The sequence below is a fragment of the Larkinella sp. genome (genome assembly GCF_965227735.1).
Classification (GTDB): Bacteria; Bacteroidota; Bacteroidia; order Cytophagales; family Spirosomataceae; genus Larkinella.
Window position 1 is genome coordinate 4,921,017 of sequence record NZ_OZ245776.1, and the last position, 24,964, is coordinate 4,945,980.

Consider the following 24,964-nt stretch of genomic DNA (forward strand, 5'->3'; position numbering starts at 1 on the left):
AGTATCATGCATAAACTGATTTTGGGTCTGGCGGGCGTCTGTCTGCTGGTAGCACTGGGGTTGATGATCAGCGGAAATCTTCCGCTGGCGGGTCCGTTTCTGATTGCTTTCTTTCTCGCGGTCGCCATCGGTTTTCGGGGGTTCGAAACCCTGAAAGGGTTTTCCTACACGGTTATGATTTTTGCCGCCGTCACCACGGCCTTGTTTTATCCCACGTATTTTGTTTCCTACAACGGCTTTAAATTCAGTACGTTAATTACGCCATTGATTCAGCTCATCATGTTCGGAATGGGTACGTCGATGAGTCTCGATGATTTTGTCGGTGTGGTTAAAATGCCGCGCGGGGTGCTGATCGGCGTCGTTAGTCACTTCATCATTATGCCGACGATCGGCTACACGCTGGCGAGCATCAGCGGTTTGCCACCCGAAATTGCCGCCGGAATTATTCTGATCGGCTGTTCACCCAACGGCATGGCTTCCAACGTGATCTCGTATTTAGCCAAAGCCAATCTGGCGTTGTCGATTACGATTACGGCCATTTCCACCATGCTGGCTCCTTTCGTAACGCCCCTGTTGATGCGGACGCTGGCGGGTGCTTTTGTCGAAATCGACACGCTGGCGATGATGTGGGACATTACGAAAATGGTGATTCTGCCGATTGGTGCGGGCTTGCTGTTCAACAAGTTTCTGAGCGGGAAAGCCAAATGGCTGGACGATGCCATGCCCTATGTGTCGATGTTTGGCATCACGTTTATCATTGTCATCATCACGTCGGCGGGGCGCAACAGCCTGCTGTCGATCGGACCCATTTTGCTGGGTCTGGTTCTGATTCACAACCTGTCCGGTTATTTTCTGGGCTACTGGTCGGGCCGTCTGTTCCGCATGAGCGAGCGAGACTGCCGAACCATTGCTATCGAAGTCGGCATGCAAAACGGTGGTCTGGCGTCGGGAATTGCCAACCAGATGGGGAAAATGGCCACCGTTGGTCTGGCTCCGGCTATTTTTGGGCCGTTGATGAACATTACCGGTTCCATTCTGGCGTCGTGGTGGCACCGCCGGATGCCGAAAGAAGAACGCGATGCTCCGCAGGAAGTGGTGCACGGCCACCGGAGTTTGTAGTTTTTAATTGGCTATAAGCGACAGCGATCGTAATGAGTAATGAATCCCTGTAGGGATTGAACAGCGTACCTATCGGCACGCTGGGAAAAATCAATTACGTCGGGGCTACCGACGCTGCGCTGTTTTGACCCTTTGGGCAAAAACGCTTTGGTAATTACGGTTCGATAATCAATGAGAATCAATCCGACGTCAAAACGATTATAAACCGTGAATCACGGACTTTTTACAATGAATCGAATGCCCTTCAAAAAAATATCGCTCGTTGTTGCCGCGCTGACTGGCGCGGGTTTACTCCTGATTTCAGCCATGCCGAATACGGCTGAGGAATTGTTCAAATCGACGGTTTTTACGCCGGTCAACGGTTTTACCTCCGGCGTCGAAGGCCCGGCGGTGGATAAATCCGGGACGGTTTATGCTGTCAACTTTGGCAAACAGGGCACGATCGGGCAGGTGACGCCAACGGGTGATGCCAGCGTGTTCATCGAGTTGCCCGAAGGCAGCATCGGCAACGGGATTCGGTTCAATAAGAAGGGCGATATGTTCATTGCCGATTATCCCAAACATAACATTCTGAAAGTGGCCGCAGGCACCAAAAACCTGAGCGTTTTTGCCCACGAACCGCGCATGAACCAGCCCAACGACATCGCTATCGACGGCAAAGACCGCTTGTATGCGAGTGATCCAAGCTGGAAAAATAATACCGGCAACCTCTGGCGCATCGATACCGACGGCAAGGTGACCCTGCTCGAAGAAAACATGGGAACCACCAATGGCGTTGAAGTAAGCCCGGATGACAAACACTTGTATGTCAACGAGTCGAACCAGCGGAAAGTCTGGGTCTACGATTTATCCGCCGATGGTAAGATCAGCAACAAACGCCTGTTGATCGAGTTCCCGGACTTCGGCATGGATGGCATGCGTTGCGACGCCGACGGCAATCTCTATCTCACCCGGTTTGGCAAAGGCACCATTGCCAAAGTGGCCCCGAGCGGCAAGGTGACTCAGGAAATTCAGTTGGTGGGCAAACGCCCCACGAACATCTGTTTTGGCGGAAAAGACGGTCGCACGGCCTACGTCACGCTGCAGGACCAGGGCAATCTGGAAAGCTTCCGGGTCGATAAACCGGGCCGGGAATGGGCGATCCGGAAGAAATAACCGGTTTTTTACGGCGGTTTTACCAGCGTGACCGTTTCAGTTTTTCGGGCTGGAGCACGCGGATGTTGGTTCCGCTGATGTCGATCAATCCATCGCTTTTAAACTCACTCAGCGTTCGGATCAGCGATTCGGTGGCGGTGCCGACCATCGCGGCCAGGTCATCGCGGGAAAACTGAATCACCGGCTCACTTTCGTGGGTTTGCAAATTCTGGTGGAGCCGCAGCAGCGTGTCGGCCACCCGCCGACGCAGCGAATCGTAGGCCATTTCCAGCAATTGCTGTTCGCGCTCGGTCACCCGGTTGGCCAGCAACTGCACAAAACTCCGGGCCACTTCCCCGTCGCGCGAAAGGAGATCGATGAAGACTTCCTTTGGAATGTACACCAGTTCGGAATCTTCCAGCGCCACCGCCGAATCCGTGTGGTCGGTTTGCTCCAGCAGGCTCACATACCCGAAAAAGTCGCCTGTCTGGTACAATCCCGTAATAAATTCCTTGCCATCCGGGTTGGTTTTGTAGGTTTTCACGCGGCCACTCTGCACAAAATACAGCCGCATCGGTTCGTCGCCTTCCGAATACACAAACTGCTTTTTGCGGATCAAATGCCCTTTCCGGTCCACGGTCAGCGAATCGATGCCGGTCAGCGTCTGGGCATCGTCCAGAAATTGAGCCAGGCCGTCTTTGGTTTGTTCGTAGGCCGGTCGCATCTGGTCGAAGCGTTTCAGCCGTCCTTCCACCGCGTTCAGCAATTCAATTTCATCGAACGGTTTGGTCAGGTAATCATCCGCGCCCATTTCCATGCCCCGGCGGAAGTCGGAACGCTCGGTTTTGGCGGTCAGAAAAATGAACGGAATGCCCGACAAAACCGGGTTTTTGTTGAAAATATGCAGCACGCCGTAGCCATCCAGAATGGGCATCATGATGTCGCAAATCACCAGATCGGGCCGGGTTTCGAGGGCTTTCTCCACGCCGATCTTGCCGTTTTCGGCCGTCAGAACGTGGTAGTTGGCGAGTTCCAGAATTTCGGCCGTATTTTCCCGGATATGACTGTTATCTTCAATGAGCAGAATCGTCTTCATGACTGAACGAAATGGTTACGGTGGTTCCCTGGTTAAGCTGGCTCTGGAAGTCGATGGTGCCGTTGAGCAGCGTCAGATACTGCGCGACGATGTGTAATCCCAAGCCCGTTCCCTGAATGGCCGTGACGTTTTTGGCGCGGTAAAACCGTTCGAACAAATGCTTCTGATCGTCGGCTGACATGCCGATGCCCTGGTCCTCGATCGACAGGCGGACCCGGCCATCGCGGCACCGGAAACGAACCCAAATCGGTTTATTTTCCCCGGAATATTTAATGGCATTCGACAGCAGATTGACCAGCATTTTGCGAACCAGCGACGGATCCAGCCACACGCTTCCGGCACAATCCCGCTCGGTTTGAATGGTTTGGCCGGGTTTTAACATACCCTGCACATCCGCGATTACGCTGGTTACCAGCTCGTCTAGGTCGAACCGGGAGTAGGACGCTTCGATTTTTCCTTCTTCCAGCTTGCCAACCGACAAAAACTCTTCCAGAATGTCGTTGAGGTGGTTCACCGACGCCTTGATGCGCTGGATGTGGCGGTTGCGTTTGTCCTGCTGCTCCGTTGTTGTGTATTTATTCAGCAAATCGGCCGACGTCTGGATGGCGCTCAGGGGCGTTCGGAATTCGTGCGATGCCATCGACACGAAGCGGGATTTGAGTTCGCCCAGTTCGCGCTCGGTGGTCAGGGCTTTTGACAGCTCGTCTTTCGACAATTCCAACTGGTGCAGCGTCACCATGAGGGCGTTGGTCCGGTCGGCTACTTTCTGTTCCAGTTCGGCGTTCAGTTGTTCGATGCGGTTTTTCTGTTCGATGAGTACCCGCTCGGCTTCTTTTTTGTAGGTCGTATCGATGATGTAGGCGACCACAAACAGCTCATTTTCCCGGTGAAAATAACTCAGGCTAATTTCGGCCGGAAACAGCGAACCGTCTTTGCGTTTGACGTGCAGATCGCGACCGTGGCCCATCGGGCGTACTTCCGGCCGGGCATTAAACGACTTCCGGAGGTTCTGGTGGAGGTGAACCAGCGAGTCGGGAACGAGCAATTCGATGGATTGTCCCACCATTTCGGCTTCCGAATACCCAAATAGTTGGAGCGCGTAATGACTCACCGAAATCATCCGGCCCCGGCTGTCGGAGAGAATAATGCCGATGGTCGCGTTGGCAAAAACGGCGGAAAATAGGTCGGAAATCATGCGGTTTGTCCGGAAACTGGCAATAAAAGAGCATCTAACGGGATTGGATGCAAGTTAAGCGGGAAAAAGAAGCCGCTACCTGACAAAAATCAGTTCGCGAACCAACCTATCTCATGGTCGTTGGGGCGGTAAAGCGGCAATTTTGGGTATTCTGTTTAGAGTTTATGATTTCCGGGTTGATCGTTGGGGCTGACTTATGCTGCTCTCGTATCGTAAACCGTAAACTTTAAACCGTAAACCATGAACTGAATTTATGAACTCGACCCTTTTTCGGCCCCTGATCGTTCCCGCCAAAACCGTGGTTCTGCTGGTGTTTGTCCCTAATTCCGGGTCACAGCAGAATTCGGTCAATCAGTTGTTGGACCGGGTTGGAGTGGTGTTGGGCGATCGCATTCGGATCACCCGCGTCGATCAGGTCGTTCATCCTGAAGTGGTCAGAAGCTTTGGGGTTCACCAGTTGCCGTCGTTCATTCTGCTGAAACAGGGCATTGAGATCTGGCGGCACAACGGGTTGATGGACGCCCGGGAGTTAGTTCGTACCCTGTCGGTGCAACTCCAGGAAGAGGGCAGGGAGTAGATCAATCGCAATCTAGTAAGCGTAAATATAGTGCCGTGTAAATTCTGACTTAGCTGTTCGGAAACGTACCCTGAAAGCGTGTGATGGGAAAACAAAACCCTGCCAGGGGTCTAAACCGCCCCGGCAGGGTTCCCATTTACCATCTTACTCAAACGTACTCAACTATTTATTGTCGTCCGTAGCCGAAGCTTCCGGTTTTTCCTCTTCTTTTTTGGTATCCGCCACCCTATCCCGTTTATCGATGTAGTCCAGCAGTTGCTGAACGTTCTTGTTGGCGGGGTCCAGCTCCAGCGTCTTTTGCAGATACGGAACCGCCTGAGCAATGTCTTTTTCGCGGTAATACTGATAACCGATGAAGCTGTTGGCTTCAATCAGGTCTTTCTTCGACACCTTGGACGAATCGGCACTTTCCAGAAAAGCCTGGTAATACGTAATGGCCCGCAGACCGGCGCTGTCATCTTTCATATACCGGTTGACCCGCGCGCGCCAGAAAGGCCCCCGGTCGTAGGTGGGATTGACCTCCGTCAGTTTGGCAAAAGCCGAGTCGGCTTTCGGCAGCAGGGTGCTGTCTTTGTTGATGGAAAATCCGAAATACGCACTCCGGCCGACGTTGTAATAATCCTGCCCTACCACGCGCTGGTTGTGTTGTTGCTTCCACTGGATGCCCTGTTCGTAGGCGCGGGCGGCCTCGCCGTAGTTTTTGAGGTCTTTATACTGAATCAGCGCGATTTCGTCGAAATAGTTTTTGGACGTGTCCGCCGTGGCTTTGTTCAAAAACACCAGCGCCAGCGAATCACTGACGGTTGTCGTATCGGCGCGGTTGGCATAGGCCCGGCCCAGAGCCGCATAGTCCATCGTAAACTGGTCTTCTTCTTTCGATTCGTTCAGCACCTGCTGCATCAGCTCCAGGGCTTCGTCATACTTTTTGTAGTCGTCCGTCACGTAGGCATAGGCATACATGCGCCGGACGGCGTTGCTGTTTTTCAGGAGCGACTGGTCTTTGATTTTGGCCAGATAGTCCATCATGTTCTTGTAATCTTCGCTCAGGAAAGCCAGCTTGGTGTAGCGCAGGATGGTCGAATCGGACGGTTCTGAGTTATCCACCATTTTTTTGTAATTATAAGCCGACGACCGGTAATTGCGGCTCAGGGAGTACAGATCACCCAGGTTTTCGTAGGCTGGCGTGAACGTCGAATCGACGCCGAGGGCTTTGACGAAGTAATCACGCGCGGTGTTGTAGTTTTTCGACCCTTTGAAAATATAACCGATGTTCGTCAGGACGTACGGTTGCTGAGCGTCAAGCTGCAAAGCCGATTCGTAGGCCGACACGGCTTCGCCACCCTGGTTTTTCAGGCGCAGCGCGTCACCTTTCAAGACATAATATCCGGCTTTTTTCTCCACTTTTTCGTTGGACAACACCTTGTCGATCAACCGCAGGGCTTCGTCGGGATTCCGGTTTTTGTCGATGAGAATGTTCATTTCGGCCAGTCGGTGGAGCCAGTCGGGGTGTTTGCGTTTGGCTTTTTTCTCCACTTCAGCCCAGAGCGTTTTGGCTTCGTCGGCTTGCCCGCGCAGCAGGGCCACGCCCCCCAGACCGATTTTATTCAGGTAGTTCTTTTTTTCCAGATCAGCCCCTTTCTGAAAGGCCAGACGAGCCGAATCAGGCTGGTTGATTTGCAGGTAATACCGGCCCAGAAAGAAATAGGAATCGGGAGATGGCTGGCTGGAAACGGCCTGCCGGTAGAGCTGACCCGCCTGCTGGGGCCGGTCGGACTGAAAATGGGTGATGGCCTGCTGGATCGTGGCATCGGCGGATTGTGCGACCGCCGTACTGCCCGCCAGAAGCGCCCCTATCAAGGAAAAGATGATGTGCTTTTTCATGGTTTTGAGCGTTTGCGTGGATGCATTTCACCGGGAAAATCCCGGTGGGATGGACTGCAAATTGCATGAGAAAGCTAAGAACGGGCTTAATAAAACCTTAGAATTGCCTTAGAGCCTGCGGACGTCAGTGGCCGGAAAACCGTCAGGTTGCTTTCGGTGTCGCAACCGGTTCGTTGGGCATGGCTTGGTGGGTTTCGGCCAGAAATCCTTTTTTCAGGTGTTCATACATCGAGTGTGGATCGACCAGCGAAGCTACCAGTTGCGCGGTCATGCCGCCGAGCAGCAGCGGGAAGATGGCCGAGTGGCGGTCGGTCATTTCCAGCACCAGAATGGCCGCTGTGAAAGGCGAACGCACCACGCCGGTCAGAAAACTCACCATCCCGACCAGCACCACAACGGTGGTTTCCTGCTGGTCAATCGTCAATACGTGCGCAATCAGTTCGCCCAAAACGGCTCCGGCGCTCAATGAGGTGGCAAAGATTCCCCCGGCTCCCCCGCTGCTGTAGCTCAAAACCATGCCCATGATCCGGGCCGGAAACACGTACCAGGGCACTTCGCCGGGGTGGTGGAACAGCAGGTGATTGATGAGCGGTTTGCCGGTTCCGGCCGCATCGAGGCCACCCCAGTAGATCAGGGCGGCAAACAGGACGCCACAGCCGATGACCCAAAGCACCTGCTGCGGCACGGTTTTCCAGGTTTTCCGGTATTGATTGATTTGCACCAGCAGTTTGCCAAAGAGCGCCCCGGCCAGCCCGGCGATGAGCGCAGTAACAAAGGCTACACCCAGAAAAGACAGGCCGGTGGTAGGAATGGCGGGATAGCCGAGGTATAGATAGGAGCCCAGCAGAGCCTGTGCCGTCATGCCGGCAATGATGACGGCGGTGAAAACAGCGGTTCGGTAGAGCGTGATGTGCGTGTGCGTCAGTTCTTCCACCACAAACACGATGCCGCCCAGCGGGGTGTTGAACGCGGCCGCCAGCCCGGCGGCTCCGCCGGTGACGAGCACAATCTGGCGGGATAGCTGCGGCCAGCCCCGGGGTTGCAGGCGGTTGATGAGTTGAAAGAGCGAGGCCGAAATCTGAATCGTGGGACCTTCGCGGCCAATGGCTCCCCCGCCGAGCAACAGAATCCCGCTGCTCAGGATTTTGACGATGGCAATCCGGATGCTCAGCAGATACGAAATTTTGGTGTGATGGGCGGGGGTCGCCAGGTCAATGGCGGCCATGAGTTGCGGAATACCGCTCCCGCGGGCGGCCGGAGCCAGCACCCGAACCAGCGCCCATGAAAGCAAAAAACAGAGTGGGGTGAGCAGGAAAGCCCAGGCCGGAATCCGCTGAAACCAGGTTTGAAAGGTGGCTTCTGACCACGCAAACAGGCGTTCGTAGCCCACCGTCACCAGGCCCGTCAGGAGTGAGGCAATCCAGAACGGAATGGATTGCAGCGTAGTTCGGCGGACGCGCTCATTGTAAATGGACCGGACAAAACGGTTGTCGAAACGGGTTAATAGCTTCTGGTACAACGAGGGCTGGTTTTTCATCAACGATAGAAACGTTCCGACGGTCTGTTTTGTAAATCTGGAAAAAGAACGAATTTTAAACGCTTTCCAATCCAATAAGTTATTCATTGGGCTGAGTCCTGGTGCGTTGCAGAAAGCGGTTTACCACCTGGTATTTATCGATCTACTATCTGAACCTGTGGATTGGTGCTGGCTGCCAAAGCTGACGAACACCGATTAGGCCGGGCTTAATACCGGATTAGATTTTGCTTAGAACCCGGTTTTTTGGAACAAAAATTGCGTTTTTTAAGATAGATTCAACCCGGTTCTGGTGTCATCTTCTTATTGGAAAAACCGGAAAGCATCAGATTAGCTCCTAAACCTACCGACGTTATGTTAACCGAAGAGCGGAATCAAGCCCAAAAACAACGAAGTTCGACCTGGGATACCATCCGCCATTTCATCCGCGACCGGTTCAGTCTGGATGAGGATAAGGCCGATGAAGCCGAAATTATTCAGTCCATCAGCCGGGGTATCGAGTTTAAAGGGACCAATCTGTGGGCGCTTATTTTTGCCATCTTCATTGCCTCCATCGGGTTGGATGTCAATTCGACGGCGGTCATCATCGGAGCCATGCTCATCTCTCCGCTGATGGGGCCTATTATGGGCATTGGATTGGGCGTGGGCATCAACGATCTGGCCCTGATTCAACGGGCCTTCAAAAACCTGTTCATTGCCGCCATCATCAGTCTGCTGACGTCCACTCTCTACTTTCTGGTTAGTCCACTGCACATTGCGCAGTCGGAATTACTGGCCCGTACCTCGCCCACCATTTGGGATGCGTTCATCGCTTTTTTTGGGGGCCTGGCCGGCATTGTGGCAGGGTCGCGACGGGACAAAATCAGCAATGTTATTCCGGGCGTGGCCATTGCCACCGCTCTGATGCCGCCCCTTTGCACGGCGGGTTACGGCATCGCCAACGGCAATATTTCGTACTTTTTCGGGGCATTTTACCTGTTTCTGATCAACAGTGTCTGCATTAGCCTGTCCACCTTTCTGATCGTACGGTTTCTGGGGTATCACCAGAAGGAATACGCCAATCCGGCCATCGAGAAACGGGTTAAAAATACCATTCTGGTCGCCGTCCTGATCGTGCTTGTACCAAGCACCTACCTGGGCTACCAGATTGTTCGGAAAACCATCTTTGAGCAAGCCGCCAAACGGTTTGTGACCAACGAAGGAAATTTTCAGTATCGGCAGGTGGTCAATTATACGGCGCGTTACCAGCGGAATGCAAGCAGTATCGAACTCATGGTGGTGGGCGAACCCATGCCACCCGATTCGATTCAGCTCCTGAAAGCCAAGTTGCCTGCCTATGGATTGGGGAATACCGCCCTGATCATCAGGCAGGGAGCCTTGAAAGATGCGGAAGTCGATGTCAACACCATCACGTCGACCGTCACCGACCAGATCATCAAATACAGTCAGGGGTCGATTGCCCGCAAAGACCAGACGATCGATTCACTCCGGAATTACATCGAAACCACGCAATCGGCCCATTTGCCAGTGGCCGATTTGCGCGACGAACTCAAAACCCTCATGCCCGACGTGCAGTCGTTCACAGCCGCGCGGTCGCTGGTCATGAGCCGCACCGGCAACCGCCCGGATACGGTTTTGCTGGTCTACGCCAAATTCAGCCGCCGACACCGGCCCGCCGAAAAAAGGCGTATCGAAAACTGGCTGCGCAGCCGCACCAAGAGCCGGAAAATTAAGTTGATCGTGGAATAGCCTTCTGGCTGAAGTCAGATAACCGTATTCTTCTCGAAAATCTGCTGAATTCGGGCAATTTCTTCGCTGTAGATGGTTTTTTTCCGGGTGCCGAAATACAGCGTGTTTTCAATGACGTTCGTTCCTTCCCAAACCAGTTTCACCAGTCCCCGATCCATTTCGTCCCGGCACAGAAAATCCGGAATGATCGAAAAACCCTCCCGGTCGCTCAGGCAGCGGACAATGGAGCAGATGTTCGGCACAATGTAGTTGGGTTTGAAGTCCGGGTGGCGGTTGAAATTCAGGTGCCAGAACCGCCTGAGGTGATCCATGTCGGCGGCTGTGCTGTACCAGACCTGCTGTTTTAACCAGACTTCGGCTTCGCCAAACTTTTTCTGATTCAGCAACGCGTCCAGTTCGGCGGTTTGCGACCTTGCACCCCCGATCAGCACAATTCGCTCTTTCGAAAACGGCTGGTAAGTCAGGTTGGTCTGTGTGCCTTTCTGGGGCGTAATGATCAGATCCAGCAAGCCTTTGTCCAGATCGTGCTGCATTTCGGTGTATTCCCCAAACTTGATGATGACGTTGAAGGGCAGCGTAGCGATGTGCGGTTCCAGCGTAAACTGAAACGTCTCGAAACACATGCCGATGCTGATGGTCGCCCTGCCGGTTCTGGAGCTTTTGTGAAACTGCTGTTCGGCGGCTTCGAGCTTGCTGATGGGCTCCAGAATGAAATTATACATGACTTTTCCGCGTTCTGTCGGCACCATTTTCCGGGCCGCCCGGTCGAAGAGTTTGTAGCCCGTATGCGCTTCCAGCGAATTCAGGTGCAGGCTGACGCCCGGTTGCGAAATATACAGGGCTTGGGCCGCTGCGGTCAGTGAACCGGTTTCGTAGATGGCCTTGAACGTCCGAAACCATTCCAGATTGGCAATCATGATCTATCAGTTTTATGATGCAAATCTACTATTTAACTTATTTTTATGATAGTGGTAGGGCCATTACTTTTGCATCGACATAAACGAAAAACACCCATGAAGAATATATTTGTAATCAATGGCGGTCAAAAATTTGCCCATTCAGGCGGGGCATTCAACCAGACGCTGACGGGCTGGACCGTCGATTTTCTGCGCCAGCATCCTGATTTTGCCGTAAAAGTGACCAATGTCAACGACGACTACGACCCCGCTGAAGAAGTGAAAAAATACGTCTGGGCGGATGTGGTGATTTACCACACGCCGGTCTGGTGGTTTCAGGTACCCCACCGGCTGAAGGAGTACATCGACGTCGTGTTTACGGCGGGTCATCAGCAGGGCATTTACGTCAGTGATGGTCGTTCGCGGACAAATCCGGCCGTCAACTACGGCACCGGCGGAACGTTGCAGGGGCGGCACTATATGCTCACCACAAGCTGGAATGCGCCGGAAGAAGCCTTCACGCTGCCCGGCGAGTTTTTCAACCAAAAAAGTGTCGATGAAGGTGTCATGTTCGGGTTTCACCGGATGAATGCTTTTACGGGAATGGAGCCGCTGGAAGGGCTGCACTTTCATGATGTGGAAAAGAATGCCAACATCGACCGGGATCGGCAACGGTATTTTGCCCATCTGGAACGGGTGCTGTTGAGCGATTCCGTGGTGGCTGCTTAAGGCGGTTTTTCAAAACCGACCGGCTGACCGGGTTGATGCGTTTGGAAGATCGATCAGGAGGGCGTAATTTGTGGACACCGATTCAGGTGTCTTCCCAACCATTCGATTAACTCATTCTTCATGCGTGACCTGGTTTTCCTCGGACTGGCTTTGTTACTGGGCATGGCTCTGCTCGCAACGCTGGCGCAGCGGTTGCGGATTCCTACGCCCATTTTTCTGGTCATCGGCGGTCTGCTGACCAGCCTGATTCCGGGTGTGCCGACGCTGACCATCGAACCGGATCTCATCTTTCTGGTATTTCTGCCACCCTTGCTTTACGAAGCCGCCTGGTTCATGTCCTGGCGCGAACTCTGGCGCTGGCGACGGATTGTGCTGGTGCTGGCCTTCGGGTTGGTTGTGCTGACGGCCACGGCGGTGGCGTATGCCTCAACGGCCCTTATTCCCGGTTTTACGCTGGCGCTGGGGTTTCTGTTGGGCGGTATTATCTCCCCCCCGGATGCGGTGGCGGCAACCTCGGTGCTGAAAGGGGTCAACGTTCCCAAAAGCACCCTGAGTATCCTGGAAGGGGAGAGCCTGATTAATGACGCGTCCAGTCTGGTGGTCTTCCGGTTTGCAATGGCGACGGTGATTTCGGGCACCTTTGTCTGGCAGGAGGTTGGCCTTAATTTTGTTCTGGTGACGATCATGGGTGCGGTGATCGGCCTGGCGGTAGCGGGTGTATTTTACGCGATTCACCGCTGGTTATCCGTACAGCCCCGAATCACGATTCTGCTGACGTTCATTGCGCCTTACATCATGTACCTGACCGCGGAGCAGTTTCATTATTCGGGGGTCATTGCGGTCGTCAGTGGCGGGCTGTTTCTGTCGAACCACAGTTCGCGGCTGCTCAATCACACGGAGCGGGTGCAGGGGCTGGCGATGTGGGCAACGGTTATTTTTATCATCAACGGCCTGGTGTTTGTGTTGATCGGCCTGGAATTAGCCGTTGTTGTGAAAGGACTGGACGGCCATTCATTGACGGACGCCATTGGCTACGGTCTGGCCATATCGGCCCTGGTCATCGTCGTTCGGCTGGCGTTTGCGCTGTTTGCCATGGTATTTACCGAAATCGCAGGGCGGTTTATTCCCGTTGCGGTGCGGAATGTAGGTTGGCGGGGCCCCGTCGTATTGGGCTGGGCAGGCATGCGGGGTGTGGTCTCGCTGGCGGCTGCCCTGTCGATTCCGTTGAAACTGCCCTCGGGTGGCCCGTTTCCCGAAAGATCCCTGATTTTGTTCATTACGTTCGTGGTGATTCTGGTGACGCTGGTGTTGCAGGGACTGACGCTGCCGCTGGTGATTCGCTGGGTTCATCCGAAAGAACTGATTCCGCGCCTGGCCGAAGAAAAGCAGGAGGCTACCATCAACCGTCAGTTGCACGAAGCGGCTTTACGGGAACTGACCCAACAGTTTACCATCGCCGACAACCACCTGCTGGTAAATTTGAAAAACCGGCTGGAAAGCGGTTTACTCCTGAATCAATACGTATCCTCCGACCGCGACGGCCCGCTGCTGGCCGACTACAACGAGGCCCTGGCCCGCTTGCACCGCATCAAACGCCAGGAACTGGAGCGGCTCCGCCACCAGGAGGAGTTCGACGTGGATGTGATCCGGAAAATAGAAGCGCAGCTCGATCTGGAAGAAGAAAAAAGCAATCACGCGATTCGGTAACGACATCCGTTTTCAGACCGTCATACCAGACTGAGCGATAGCTACGTCGTATGAACCGCCATTTTATTTGTATATTCACAAAAATTAGAGCGCCATGAATGCAATTCGCCAAATTTTAACGCCGGATTCGTCAGGGAACGTACAAATTCAGGTTCCCATTGAGTTTCGTCAGAAGGCTGTTGAAGTCATTGTAATGCCAATCGGAGAAGAAACCGATAGCCTTGACCTATTGACAGTCATGGACTATATAGGATTCAAGGCGAAACAGCGCGGTTTGACGCCCGAAATTCTGGACGATTTACTACGGGAAGAATAGTGGCTATCGTCGTTTTTGATACAAATATTCTGATCAGTGCAGCTTTGCTGCCTGAGTCCCTCCCTCGAAAAGCATTAAACAAAGCAATTCTTCATCATACCCTTGTTTGTTCGGACGTCTGTTTTAATGAATTGTCTACAGTATTGCCCCGGCCAAAATTCAGAAAGTATATTACTGAAGGGGAAGTGAGCCTGTTTCTAGTGGCGTTTGCTCAACAAGCCAAATGGACTGACATTACTTGCACTATCACTGACTGTAGAGATCCTAAGGACAATAAATTTCTGGAATTAGCAGTCAGCGCAAATGCTGCATACCTTGTTACAGGCGATGCAGATTTATTGATTTTGCACCCCTATCAAGCTATTCAAATCATCACTCTCGCCGACTTTTTAGCCCAAATTTGAAATTTTCTGTAACACGACCTTTTTTGTACTCAATCACCCGCATCTTCCCCTCCGCCCTCTGCTCCGTCAGGAACTTAACAGCGTATAATCTGGTAAATCACGAATTCAACCGTCATTCTCCGCCCTCTGCTCCATCAGGAGCTGAACAGCGTAGCGTCGGTAGAAGGTAGTTATCCCTTTCGTCCGCAGCGTGCCGTGAGGTACGCGACTTCTCCGGTTTTTACGATACTGACACGACCAGTTGCACCGGTTTTACCGGCAAAAGGCTCTCACCTATTCGGAAGGCCGATGTAAATTCCGCCAGTCCGTGGCTGCCGCCGTTGACGAGTCTGCGGGCTTGCCGAAGATCGTTTTCGAGCAACGCTTCCTTGATTTGTCGTTCTTTCCGTTTCAGGAAGAGCGCCAGAATGGCCGCTGCTACGTCGGGTTTGTTGGCCAGCGCCGGATTCCCGATCAGATCGACGCCCAACTCTTTTCCGATGGACTGGTAGTTGCTGCGTCCGGTGAGCTGGATGAAGCCCCGGCCCTTGAACCGATCGCCGTCGGGCGGCCCCTGATTGCCCAGATCCCGGCGATTGTCGTACAGGTCGAACGGTTTGCCACCCGGCGAGGTGTTGAAACGCGATTTGCCTTCGTCGATGGGTTTGAAACCGGCGGTTTCGGCCCGGATGGTCGACAGGGCCATCAGCACCATGTTGCGGTCGGTCAGGTCCTGCTTTTTCAAGGCGTCGAGTACGGCGGGGAGGTGCTTTTTGATGTTGTCGAGGGGCGTAAGCGGAAACATCCGGGACACCACGCCTACGGTAACCTGCGGCAACACCGAGTCGGCAGCAACGGCTTCGGGTGTGGGTTCAAAACCGAGTGCCCGCAGGGTTTTGAGACCAACGATGCCGTCGGCCAGCAATCCTTCGCTTCGCTGAAACGCGATCACGGCGGCTTCGGTGCCGGTTCCGAAATCACCATCGATTTTGCCGGGGTTGAAGCCCAGGGCTTTCAGTTTTTCCTGGAGTTGGACGACGTCGGCGCCGGAGGAATTGAGCTGCAAAGGTTGCATGAAGGAGAAGGTTTAGACGCTTGTGGGAATGCGCCCAAGTTCGCTCATTTTCAGGGCAATGGAAAACCGTTCACACAAAAGTCGGCGTGAGATTGCCGAATTTCAAAGGTCGGGAAAATTGCCGGAAAACAGCGGACGACAACGGTTTTTGGTACTGGGATGCTGTCACTGCCATCACCGGTTCGCTCTACAACGACCGGCTGCTGTTTCATTTTACCGAACAGAAAGGCAATACCAGTCAACAAAACGAAACGCTCCGGTTTTACTGGAAAAAATCTGGCGTTGGAAACCGTTTCAACGGGTCTTGACATATCCGTGATTATACAAATTCGCCATTTTTATTTATCCGTAAAGTAAACGTACTTCGTATTTGATTTTGCGGCACCTCCGAGAAACGTTCTAAAAAGAAAAACATGTTAAAAATTTCTTTAAGTCTGGTCTATAGTGTTCTGATCCTGATGGGGTTGGTTGGACAACTAGGCAATTCTGAAACCAAACTACTCCAAAAATCTACGAATCGGGCGGTTGTTTCTGCCGACCCTGATGAACTGGTCATTACGAATTTTGCCGGCCCCGACCTGACCCCCAGCCCATCCTGCCTTGCTGTGGCCCCCACCGGCGAAGTTTATGTCGGGGTGGACATGATCGGTTCGCTGGGCAAAACGCCGGGCAAGGGCTACATCATCAAACTGGTCGATAGCAACAACGACGGCAAAGTTGACCGGCACACCAAATTTGCGATGGCCGACAACCCGCGCGGTATTATTTCCCAGGGAGATCAACTGTTCGTCCTGCACACGACGTTTTCGGCCGAAACCGGGGTCGCCAGTGGCATGGATCTGGTGGTTTTCGAAGATAAAAACCACGACGGTGTGGCTGATGGCCCGTCAAAACCGCTGATTCAAAACATTAGCTCGCCCAAATTTCTGCAAAGCCGGGGTACCGACCATTCGACCAACGGCATCCGGATGGGGATCGACGGCTGGATTTACATCGCCGTCGGCGACTTTGGCTTCCACGGCGCCGTGGACCGGAGCGGAAAGAAATTGACCCAACTCGGCGGGGGCATTGTGCGGGTGCGGCCTGATGGAACCGAAATGGAAGTGTATTCGCACGGGATGCGGAACATCTATGACGTGGCTATCGATCCCTACATGAATATTTTCACGCGCGACAACACCAACGACGGCGGGGGTTGGAACATCCGGTTTAGCCACCAGATTCAATCCGGCGAATACGGTTATCCGGTTCTTTTTAAGGGTTTTACGGATGAAATCATTCCCGCGCTGGTCGATGTGGGGGGTGGTTCGGGAACGGGTTCGCTGTTTATGGATGATCCGACCTGGCCGGAAAAATACAACCACGTGCCGATGATGGCCGACTGGGGAAGAAGCCAGCTTTACATTCACCGTGTGACGCCGGACGGCCCGAGCTTTACGCAAAAAGAAGAAGAATTTATCAAATTGCCGCAGATCACCGATGTGGACGTCGATGCGTCGGGCCGGATGTATCTGTCGGCCTGGGACGGTGCGGGTTATTCCGGCAATCCGGCCAAAGGCTACGTGGTGCGGGTTGTGCCGAAAACCTGGTCGTACAAAGCCTTTGCGGATGTCAAAAAGGCGTCGGTGAAAGAGCTGGTCGCCCTGTTGAAATCCGGGAGTGCCGTGGCGCGTCTGGCGGCCCAGCAGGAGTTGCTGACCCGCCCGAAAGACGCGGCTGACGCTTCCTGGAAACTGGCCGCCGACAAAAGCCTGCCACTCTACGTCCGGGTGGCCGGAATCTTTACGTACGCACAGGCGGCCGGTGCCAACGGGATTTCCAATCTGGTGAAACTGACCTCGGAAGCTGATGTCCGGGAATTTGCATTGAAGGCCCTGGCCGACCGGAAACCGAATCTGCAAACCGTGCCGATTGAACCATTTCTTCAGGGATTGAAAGATCCGTCGGAGCGGGTGCGGCTGGCGGCCACCGTCGGTCTGGGGCGTTTGGGACGGATCGAAGCGGCTCCGGCCTTGTTGCAGGTGAAAGTGCCGGCTTCGTTTGTCGCCCCGGCGAAAGGCGCGGAAGGCCCGCACGCGACGCCTAACGCGGCCATCATTCCTCCGCACCTGGCGGTTCGGGCGTTGGTGAGCCTGAACGCGGTCGATGCGTGTGTGAACGCCATCGGCACCGAAAATTCGACGATTGCCCTCTGGGCGCTGCGGTATATGCATGACCCGAAAGCAGCCACCGGTTTGATTGCGGCCTATAAAAACGCGAAGGATGAAACCCTGAAAAAGCAAATCTTGACGACGTTGTCACGGCTTTACAAAAAAGAAGCCGATTACGACGGTTCGTGGTGGTGGAGCACCCGGCCCGATACGCACGGTCCTTATTACAAGGGTGTTACCTGGGAATCGTCACCGGCCATCAAAGATTTGCTGATGCAGGAATGGACGAAAGCGGATGCGTCGGGCAAGCAATTTTTTGCTGATTTGAACGGACGGCACCGGATGGAAATCACTGAATTTGGCGGGGAGGAAGTCGTGGCGGCCAACGAAGAAACGAAAGTCGATCTGGAAAAAATCCGAAACCAGAAAGGACAGGTTGGCAAAGCGTCGATCGAGGACGTGATGCTGGCGATGGCGAAAATCAAGGGTGATGCGGCCCTCGGAAAAACGCTGTTTACTCAGCAGGGCTGCATTGCCTGCCACAGCCTGAGCAAAAGTGAGCCGATGAAAGGGCCGTTCATGGGGCAGATTGGCTCGATCATGAACCGCGAACAGATCGCCGAGTCGATTCTGAAACCCAACGCTTCGATCTCGCAGGGCTTCGCTACGGTGCTGATCACGGCCAAAGGCAATAAGAGCTACATGGGTTTTGTTTCCGAAGAATCGGCCAGCAAGGTGGTAATGCGCAACATTACGGGCGAAGTGTTCACTATCAAAACCAGCGATATTCTGTCGCGAAAAGAACAGGAAACCTCGATGATGCCTTCGGGTCTGGCCAACGCCCTGTCGTACGAAGAATTTGCGTCGCTGATCACGTTCCTGTCGCAGCAGAAGAAGTAAAGGCAGTTTTCGGTATACGGTTTTCAGTTTAGGGTTTACGGTAGGCTGACGCATTTGGAATGACGCGTCAGCCCACCGCAAACTGAAAACCGTATACCGAAATTAAACCGGCTCGGCCGTTTGCAAGGCTTTCCGAACGGCTGGGGCCACTTTGGTTCCGAACAATTCGATCGCGCGAAGCACTTTGCTGTGTGGAAGCTGATGGCTGCCAATGAGTTGGGCCAGATAGCGCGTGTTCTGGAACAATTCGTGAAAATGCAGAATCTTGTCGATGGCTTGCTGCGGACTGCCCACCAGCAGCGGCCCGGACTGGCGCATGTACTCAAAATGCTCCCGCCCAATGGGCGACCAGCCCCGTTCACGCCCAATGCGGTTCATCATCTGTTCGTACGACGGAAAGAGTTCGTCCGACGCCTGTTGTGAATTGTCGGCCAGGTAAAAATGGGAGTTGATCGCCAGCGGCAACTTCGCAACGTCGTGACCGGCTTTTTGCGCCGACTGCCGGAACAAATTCACAAACGGCACAAACCGGTCGGGCGAGCCGCCCAGCATCGCCAGCGTCATGGGCAGGTTCATCGTACCCGCCCGAACGGCGGATGCGGGTGTTCCACCAACGGCCAGCCAGATCGGGAGCGATTCCTGATACGGACGGGGGTAAACGCCCAGGTTGCGGATGGCGGCCCGGTGTTTGCCCTGCCAGTTCACGATTTCGCTTTTATTAATCGCCACCAGCAGATCCAGTTTTTCGGTAAACAACTCGTCGTAATCCTTCAGGTCGTAGCCAAACAGTGGGAAGGATTCGATGAACGAACCGCGCCCGGCCATGATCTCGGCCCGGCCGTTAGAAATGAGATCCAGCGAAGCGAAATTCTGGAACACCCGAACCGGATCGGCGGAACTCAAAACCGTGACGGAACTCGACAGCCGGATATTTTTCGTGAGAGAGGCTGCGGCTGCCAGAATGACCTCCGGGGCCGAAACCATAAAATCCGGCCGGTGGTGTTCGCCGAGGGCAAAGACGTCCAGCCCCACTTCGTCGGCGAGTTTAATTTCTTCCAGCAATTGCTGCATCCGCTGGTGGGCGTTGACGGCTTTTCCGGCCACGCCATCGGGCAGAACTTCGCCAAAACTGCTAATACCTAATTCCATGATTATTCAGTTAAAAAGTATACGTCGTAAAAAGCAGACCGCCCCAAACCGGTTTGTTGAATTCAGAAGCAGTTCCGTTTTGTTATTAACACAAATTATGAGACTTACTACTTGATTGTGAGTTAATTACGTGCCATAGGTACGATATGTTTGTAGCAAAAGGAATCACCTGGTCCCTCCCGCGTGCCTTTAGGTACGCAACAGGTCCAGGAGATTGCGTACCTAAAGGCACGTGGGAAGGACCAGGTGATTCCTTTTGCTACAAACATCAGTCCGCTACGCGTCCAATAATCTCATAGTACGCGCGCGTTGTTAGTAGTACTTTTAAAAACCGCCAATAGTTCATTTATGGAATCCACTGCGTTACAGTTTTCCATTTACCACATTTTTGTGGAATTCCGTCGTAACCTACTTATTTTGCGTATATTCATAGAGCGATTAGTCAATCCAAAAGATGAGCAAACTGGATAAACCCGAAAAAATACTGGCAATCGCGTTGAAACTCTTCGTTGCCTACGGTTTTCACGGCACGCCCACGAGCAAAATCGCCAGCGAAGCCGGGGTTTCCAACGGAACACTTTTCCATTATTTCAAGACGAAAGACGAGCTGGTAGTGGCTCTGTATACGGCCATCAAGGAAGAACTGAATCAGTATTTGGCAGAAAAGGTCAACGAAACCGGCGACGTGAAGGAAAAATTCAGGAACCTGTTTCGGCATTCGCTGGAATGGGCGCTGGAAAACCGGGACGCTTTTTACTTCATCCAGCAGTTTCATTTCTCACCGCATCTGGGCCTGGTTCCGGACGAGGCGATTCGGAAGCAATCTGAAAAGCACCGAAACCTGTTTCAGGAGGCCCATGACGCGAAGGTGTTGAAACCGTTGCCGCCAGACTTGCTCATGATGCTTTCGATAAACCAGATCAATGGACTCTTTCAGTATCTCACTGCCCAAACCGTACCCGCTGAAAACCAGCAAAACCATATCAACGACGTTTTTGAACTCACCTGGACGATGATCGCAAACCCCGAAAAACCATGAAAACGAACGGAATCAGAGCCATTATTACCGGTACGACCGGCATGTTAGGCGAAGGCGTTTTGCACGAATGCCTGCTGCATCCGGAGGTGGAAGCGGTGTTGATCATCAACCGAAAACCGTCCGGAATCTCCCATCCCAAATTGACAGAAATCATTCATGCGGATTTTTACGACCTGTCGGCGATTGAAAACCGTTTGTCTGGTTATAACGCGTGTTTTTTCTGTCTGGGCGTCTCGTCGGTTGGCATGAGCGAACCGGAGTATTACAAAGTAACCCACACGCTCACGCTGAACGTGGCGACGGTTTTGAGCAAACTGAACCCGGACATGACGTTTTGTTACATTTCGGGAGCCGGCACGGACAGCACGGAGAAAGGCCGTTCGATGTGGGCGCGGGTCAAAGGGAAAACCGAGAATGATTTGCTGAAACTGCCTTTTAAGCAGGTATTTAACGTCCGGCCGGGTTTTATCAAACCGACCAAAGGACTGAAAAATACGCTGAAAATGTACCGGTATATTCGCTGGCTGTTTCCCATTGGCCGGGCGTTGTATCCCGGCGGTTTTTGCACCTTACGGGAGTTGGGGCTGGCCATGATCCATACCGTCAGCAAAGGCTACGAAAAACAGATTCTGGAGGGGAAAGATATTATTGAACTGGCAAAACGGTAGAGACTGGCAAGCGGATGTGAAAAGTAATCCGTTCGTTTTCAGGAAGTAAACTGACGGACTAGTTCCAGTTGAAAAACCGTGGGCTGGCCTTCGCCGGAGGTGACGGACACCCGGCCCTGATGCAGCCGGACGATGCGTTCCACCAGTGACAGACCGACGCCGTTGCCCCTGACTTCGGCGGTTTGTCGACTTCGGTAGAAAGGTTCGAAAATATACGGCAAATCATCGGCGGGAATGGGTGTGCCATTGTTCTGTACGCTGATCAGAACGGCGGTTTTGGTGAAACGGACGTGGATCACGGCTTTGCCGTCGCTGGAAAATTTGCAGGCATTTTCGGTCAGATTTTTCAGGGCCGTTCGCAGCAGGGCGGTATTGCCCGGCACGGCCAACTGGTTGAAATCGTCCGGTAATTCGTCAAAACGAACCGTTACGTCGTAGCGGGAATGGATGTTGCTGACTTCCTCCCGAATGTCCCACACCACTTCGTCCAGGCGCACCGAATCCGTCAGCAAGCCGACCGCCGACGCCTGGTTGACCTGCGAAAGCTGCAGCAATTCCCGCGTCAATGTTGACAGCTCGCCCACATCGTCCAGCACCGACCGGATCGTTTCTTCATACACCGCCGACTCCCGGCGGTTGAGCAACGCCACTTCCAGTTGGGAGCTGATCTGGGTCAGCGGATTCTTTAGTTCGTGCGAAACATTGGCCACAAACATCCGTTGCAGCCGAAATGAATCGTCGATGCGGTCGAGCAGGCGGTTGATGGTGGTCGACAGGCGGCTGATTTCGTCATTGTCCGTACTGACCGGCAGCCGTTCCTGCAACGTATTCGGAAAAATGTGGTTCAGTTGCTGTTCCATGCGCTTCATGGGCCGGAGTGCGTCGCCCGCGTAGAGCCAGCCCGAAAAGGCGACAATCCCGACAATGCCACCGAACAATCCGACCAAAACGACCAGCATCTGGCGTAGAAACTGGTCGCCATAGCGGTTTTCGGCGCTGGCCAGCACCACATACTGGCCCGAGGTGGTGGCGTAGCGAACGCCGGTTACGTAAGCCGCTCCCTGCCGGAATTTCTTGTTTTTTTTCGCCCGAATGGCGTCCAGCACCTGGGTCGAGACAGCCAGCGGAACCTGCTCATTGGTGATGAAAACCGGACTGTTCCGACCGTCATAGACCGCTATTTTCTGCGCCGGAAGCTGATCTTTTCGCAGTCGGGTAAATTGAATCAGGAGCTGAGGACCCATTTGCTGCCGAATGAGCAATTCGCCAATGGTGTCGGCTTTTCGGTCGAGCCGCCGGTAGAAATCGGACGAGATAAAATACCAGCAAAACGCGTAGAGACAGGCAAAAGCGAGGGCCAGAATGGCCGAAACCAGGCCCGTAAAACGGAGTGTCAGGCGGGTGCGGATGGTCATAAAACACTACCGGAGTAAAGCCGGAATGTCGACCAGCCAGGCAATGAGCATCGTCAACACAAACAGGCTCACCATCAGGATCATCAGCCAGTCGGGCTGTCGTGGTTCGCGGTTGTTCGATCCGGCGGGAGGTGAACTGTCTCGGTGTCCCGTCAAAGGACTCGAATCCGTTCCGTAGGTGTGGTTGTATCGCAAGTTAGAAGTCATATCACGTGCTGGGAAAACACTTCTTAACGACAAAACTGGAGCGAAGATCTTAAGCAGGATTAAATAACTGCTTAGAATTTCCTTAGAAGTTATTTGAATTAAGGCCGGAGGCCTGTCCTGTCGATAGTTAATAGGATCCATCAGCTCGTGGTAGCTCCGGAGGAGCGGTCTAAAAACATCTTCAGGCCGCTCCTCCGGAGCTACCACGAGTTGCTATCGGCTGTGGACTATTGACAGACCGCCCTTCCAGGGCTCTCCCTGGTTAACTCAAAACAGCTTGTTAGAAAACCGGTCGCCCAACCGAAGACTCTATTCTTCTTTGAGCACATACCCCATCCCAAATTGCGTATGGATAAGTTTCTTAGGAAAATCTTTGTCGATTTTCTTGCGTAAATAATTGATATACACCTCCACGACGTTCGTTCCCGCATCAAAATTCAAATCCCAGACCCGTTCGGCAATATCCACTTTCGACATCACCCGCCCCTGGTTGCGCAGCAGGTATTCGAGCAGGGCAAACTCCCGGGCGGTGAGGTCGATCACCTGACCATCGCGACGAACGGTTTTGGCATCCAGGTTCATTTCAATACCCGAAAACCGGAGCGTCTGGGCCGTCATGGCGACCTGCGTACTGCGCTTGGTCAGAGATCGGACCCGCGCGAGCAACTCGGCAAACTGAAACGGTTTGGTCAGATACTGATCCGTTCCGGCATCGAAACCCATCACTTTATCACTGCTTTCGCCCAGAGCCGTTAGCAGCAGAATGGGCGTCGTAACGCCCTGCGCCCGCAACTGCCGAATCAATTCAAAACCGTTCAAACCCGGAATGATAACGTCGGTAATGATGACGGCATACGAATTTTTTAAAGCCAATCGCTTGGCAATCAGGCCGTCGTAGGCAATGTCTACTTCAAACTGCGTTTCTTCCAGACCCTGCCGAATGGCATTCAGGGTTTTGGGCTCATCCTCAACCACTAAAATTTTCATATACAAAAGGTCAGGTTCTGACTACCTAACCATCGCTGAATCGGATTGTTATCGTACCCCTTTCATTTCATGAACCGCGCTGGAGGGGAAAGCGGCATCCGGTCCCGGCTCACTAAGCAGATTCTAAGCAGTTCTTAACCTCGCTCTAAGAATGCACCGGTTATTTTGCGGGCAGAGGTCAAAAAAATGACGATACAAACCCGATCCTGTTCGACCCGAATACCGGTTTTTATCGTTCAAAGCGTTTTTAGGTTTGTCTATAATTCCCGGATAGCCACTGGAAAGGAGTTCAGTGGCTATTTTTTGTCCGCTTTACTGGAGCAGACACATCACCAGCAGCCAGTACTTAAAAAAGGAAATCTGACTCTTGAGCGACGTCAATGCTTTATAGAGCAAATTGGCTACGGATTGGCGGTTGATTTCCATCAATTCCGCGATCTGCTCATTTTCCAGGCCTTTGTAAAACTTCAGAAAAACCACTTCCTGCTGCCGTTTCGGGAGCGATTCGATGGCCTGACGAACTTTGCGCTGGTTTTCCGAATCGGCCTCATTTTTCTCAATGGCGGTTTCAACCGTTTCCCAGTCAGACAGTTGGCTGATTTCCTGAAAGGACGGAGCCGCAACCGCGTTTTTATTCCGCCGGAATTCCTGCATCAACTGGTTGCGGAGCGATTTGAACAGGTAAATCGCCACGTACTGAATCGTGAGCACCTGACGTTTCTCCCAGATCGTGATAAAGATTTCCTGAATCGAATCCTTAATAAACTCACGATCCTCCGTAAAATTGGCCGCATAACTAAACAGGGCCCGGTATTGCGACTCGGCCAATTGGCAAAAAGCCGCCTTATCTCCGGCCTTCGAACGATGCCAGAGTTCCAGTAAATAGTCGTTTTCCTCGATTATGCGCTGTCGGTGGTCCAACATACCTTGTGCAATTCAAAGGTAAAATAACAGCATTAATCGTTAATACATAAATAAAAAATGGACGATTTGCGATTTATACAAGTAAAAACCGTTTAAATGCCAGGTTGTCAGAATAAAATTGCGCAGAATGGTTT

At 53.1% G+C, this 24,964-nt stretch carries 23 protein-coding genes; 12 read left to right on the plus strand and 11 right to left on the minus strand.

Translation table 11 applies throughout. The features are described 5' to 3' along the window. Positions 1 to 6 precede the first annotated feature (6 nt). Positions 7 to 1,119 carry a bile acid:sodium symporter family protein gene (locus ACO064_RS19165; protein ID WP_421828840.1) on the plus strand — a complete coding sequence of 371 codons (1,113 nt, stop codon included), beginning with the start codon at positions 7 to 9 and terminating at the stop codon, positions 1,117 to 1,119. A gap of 237 nt (positions 1,120 to 1,356) precedes the next feature. After that, complete coding sequence (locus ACO064_RS19170) at positions 1,357 to 2,274, plus strand: SMP-30/gluconolactonase/LRE family protein (protein ID WP_421828841.1); 918 nt, start codon at positions 1,357 to 1,359, stop codon at positions 2,272 to 2,274. Positions 2,275 to 2,293: 19 nt separating this feature from the next. Here ACO064_RS19170 and ACO064_RS19175 read toward each other — a convergent pair whose 3' ends face one another. Continuing rightward, positions 2,294 to 3,349: a response regulator gene (locus tag ACO064_RS19175; RefSeq protein ID WP_421828842.1), complete on the minus strand. Its 1,056-nt coding sequence runs from the start codon at positions 3,347 to 3,349 to the stop codon at positions 2,294 to 2,296. Then, positions 3,327 to 4,544, minus strand: coding sequence for a PAS domain-containing sensor histidine kinase (locus ACO064_RS19180; RefSeq protein WP_421828843.1), 1,218 nt, complete (start codon positions 4,542 to 4,544; stop codon positions 3,327 to 3,329). Before ACO064_RS19180 ends, ACO064_RS19175 begins: the two co-directional genes overlap by 23 nt. A 253-nt stretch (positions 4,545 to 4,797) precedes the next feature. Between ACO064_RS19180 and ACO064_RS19185 the strand changes: the two genes are divergently transcribed. Further along, positions 4,798 to 5,121, plus strand: a complete 324-nt coding sequence (locus ACO064_RS19185; protein ID WP_421828844.1) for a thioredoxin — start codon at positions 4,798 to 4,800, stop codon at positions 5,119 to 5,121. 162 nt (positions 5,122 to 5,283) lie between these two features. Here the strand turns inward: ACO064_RS19185 and ACO064_RS19190 are convergent, their stop codons facing one another. Beyond that, on the minus strand, positions 5,284 to 7,002 hold the full coding sequence (locus ACO064_RS19190) for a tetratricopeptide repeat protein (protein ID WP_421828845.1): 1,719 nt from the start codon (positions 7,000 to 7,002) through the stop codon (positions 5,284 to 5,286). 142 nt (positions 7,003 to 7,144) lie between these two features. After that, positions 7,145 to 8,539 (minus strand): chloride channel protein, encoded by a 1,395-nt coding sequence (locus ACO064_RS19195; protein ID WP_421828846.1) that lies wholly within the window; start codon positions 8,537 to 8,539, stop codon positions 7,145 to 7,147. A 351-nt stretch (positions 8,540 to 8,890) separates the two neighbouring features. Between ACO064_RS19195 and ACO064_RS19200 the strand changes: the two genes are divergently transcribed. Next, the gene (locus ACO064_RS19200) at positions 8,891 to 10,285 is read left to right on the plus strand and encodes a TIGR00341 family protein (protein ID WP_421828847.1); all 1,395 of its coding nucleotides are present in this window, start codon (positions 8,891 to 8,893) and stop codon (positions 10,283 to 10,285) included. Positions 10,286 to 10,299: 14 nt separating this feature from the next. Here the strand turns inward: ACO064_RS19200 and ACO064_RS19205 are convergent, their stop codons facing one another. Continuing rightward, the gene (locus ACO064_RS19205; RefSeq protein ID WP_421828848.1) at positions 10,300 to 11,202 is read right to left on the minus strand and encodes a LysR family transcriptional regulator; all 903 of its coding nucleotides are present in this window, start codon (positions 11,200 to 11,202) and stop codon (positions 10,300 to 10,302) included. 96 nt (positions 11,203 to 11,298) lie between these two features. Here ACO064_RS19205 and ACO064_RS19210 point away from each other — a divergent pair, with 96 nt between their 5' ends. From ACO064_RS19210 to ACO064_RS19225, 4 genes are all read left to right on the plus strand, one after another. Next, positions 11,299 to 11,910 carry an NAD(P)H-dependent oxidoreductase gene (locus tag ACO064_RS19210; RefSeq protein ID WP_421828849.1) on the plus strand — a complete coding sequence of 204 codons (612 nt, stop codon included), beginning with the start codon at positions 11,299 to 11,301 and terminating at the stop codon, positions 11,908 to 11,910. Positions 11,911 to 12,030: 120 nt separating this feature from the next. Beyond that, positions 12,031 to 13,617 (plus strand): Na+/H+ antiporter, encoded by a 1,587-nt coding sequence (locus ACO064_RS19215; protein ID WP_421828850.1) that lies wholly within the window; start codon positions 12,031 to 12,033, stop codon positions 13,615 to 13,617. Positions 13,618 to 13,711: 94 nt separating this feature from the next. Continuing rightward, entirely contained in the window at positions 13,712 to 13,933 is a 222-nt protein-coding gene (locus ACO064_RS19220; RefSeq protein WP_421828851.1) for a hypothetical protein, read from the plus strand. Then, the gene (locus tag ACO064_RS19225) at positions 13,933 to 14,337 is read left to right on the plus strand and encodes a putative toxin-antitoxin system toxin component, PIN family (RefSeq protein ID WP_421828852.1); all 405 of its coding nucleotides are present in this window, start codon (positions 13,933 to 13,935) and stop codon (positions 14,335 to 14,337) included. Before ACO064_RS19220 ends, ACO064_RS19225 begins: the two co-directional genes overlap by 1 nt. A gap of 220 nt (positions 14,338 to 14,557) precedes the next feature. Here ACO064_RS19225 and ACO064_RS19230 read toward each other — a convergent pair whose 3' ends face one another. Next, the gene (locus ACO064_RS19230; protein ID WP_421828853.1) at positions 14,558 to 15,391 is read right to left on the minus strand and encodes a peptidoglycan-binding protein; all 834 of its coding nucleotides are present in this window, start codon (positions 15,389 to 15,391) and stop codon (positions 14,558 to 14,560) included. A 92-nt stretch (positions 15,392 to 15,483) separates the two neighbouring features. On the opposite strand from ACO064_RS19230, the gene ACO064_RS19235 reads away from it, so the two are divergent. Together ACO064_RS19235 and ACO064_RS19240 are read left to right on the plus strand one after the other, a co-directional pair. After that, a complete protein-coding gene (locus tag ACO064_RS19235; protein WP_421828854.1) occupies positions 15,484 to 15,699 on the plus strand; it encodes a hypothetical protein in 216 nt (71 codons plus the stop codon). A gap of 105 nt (positions 15,700 to 15,804) precedes the next feature. After that, complete coding sequence (locus ACO064_RS19240) at positions 15,805 to 18,441, plus strand: DUF7133 domain-containing protein (protein WP_421828855.1); 2,637 nt, start codon at positions 15,805 to 15,807, stop codon at positions 18,439 to 18,441. A gap of 102 nt (positions 18,442 to 18,543) precedes the next feature. On the opposite strand, the gene ACO064_RS19245 is transcribed toward ACO064_RS19240, so the two are convergent. After that, complete coding sequence (locus ACO064_RS19245) at positions 18,544 to 19,590, minus strand: Atu2307/SP_0267 family LLM class monooxygenase (protein ID WP_421828856.1); 1,047 nt, start codon at positions 19,588 to 19,590, stop codon at positions 18,544 to 18,546. Between the two features lie 454 nt (positions 19,591 to 20,044). On the opposite strand from ACO064_RS19245, the gene ACO064_RS19250 reads away from it, so the two are divergent. Both ACO064_RS19250 and ACO064_RS19255 read left to right on the plus strand, forming a co-directional pair. Beyond that, a complete protein-coding gene (locus ACO064_RS19250; RefSeq protein WP_421828857.1) occupies positions 20,045 to 20,629 on the plus strand; it encodes a TetR/AcrR family transcriptional regulator in 585 nt (194 codons plus the stop codon). Next, positions 20,626 to 21,297, plus strand: coding sequence for an NAD-dependent epimerase/dehydratase family protein (locus ACO064_RS19255; protein ID WP_421828858.1), 672 nt, complete (start codon positions 20,626 to 20,628; stop codon positions 21,295 to 21,297). Before ACO064_RS19250 ends, ACO064_RS19255 begins: the two co-directional genes overlap by 4 nt. 38 nt (positions 21,298 to 21,335) lie before the next feature. Here the strand turns inward: ACO064_RS19255 and ACO064_RS19260 are convergent, their stop codons facing one another. The 4 genes from ACO064_RS19260 to ACO064_RS19275 all read right to left on the minus strand — a co-directional run bounded on the left by ACO064_RS19260 (position 21,336) and on the right by ACO064_RS19275 (position 24,830). Beyond that, positions 21,336 to 22,712 carry a sensor histidine kinase gene (locus tag ACO064_RS19260; RefSeq protein ID WP_421828859.1) on the minus strand — a complete coding sequence of 459 codons (1,377 nt, stop codon included), beginning with the start codon at positions 22,710 to 22,712 and terminating at the stop codon, positions 21,336 to 21,338. 6 nt (positions 22,713 to 22,718) lie between these two features. Then, a complete protein-coding gene (locus ACO064_RS19265; protein WP_421828860.1) occupies positions 22,719 to 22,919 on the minus strand; it encodes a hypothetical protein in 201 nt (66 codons plus the stop codon). A 309-nt stretch (positions 22,920 to 23,228) separates the two neighbouring features. After that, positions 23,229 to 23,906, minus strand: a complete 678-nt coding sequence (locus tag ACO064_RS19270; RefSeq protein WP_114405517.1) for a response regulator transcription factor — start codon at positions 23,904 to 23,906, stop codon at positions 23,229 to 23,231. 312 nt (positions 23,907 to 24,218) lie between these two features. After that, positions 24,219 to 24,830, minus strand: coding sequence for an RNA polymerase sigma factor (locus ACO064_RS19275; protein ID WP_421828861.1), 612 nt, complete (start codon positions 24,828 to 24,830; stop codon positions 24,219 to 24,221). Positions 24,831 to 24,964: the final 134 nt, after the last annotated feature.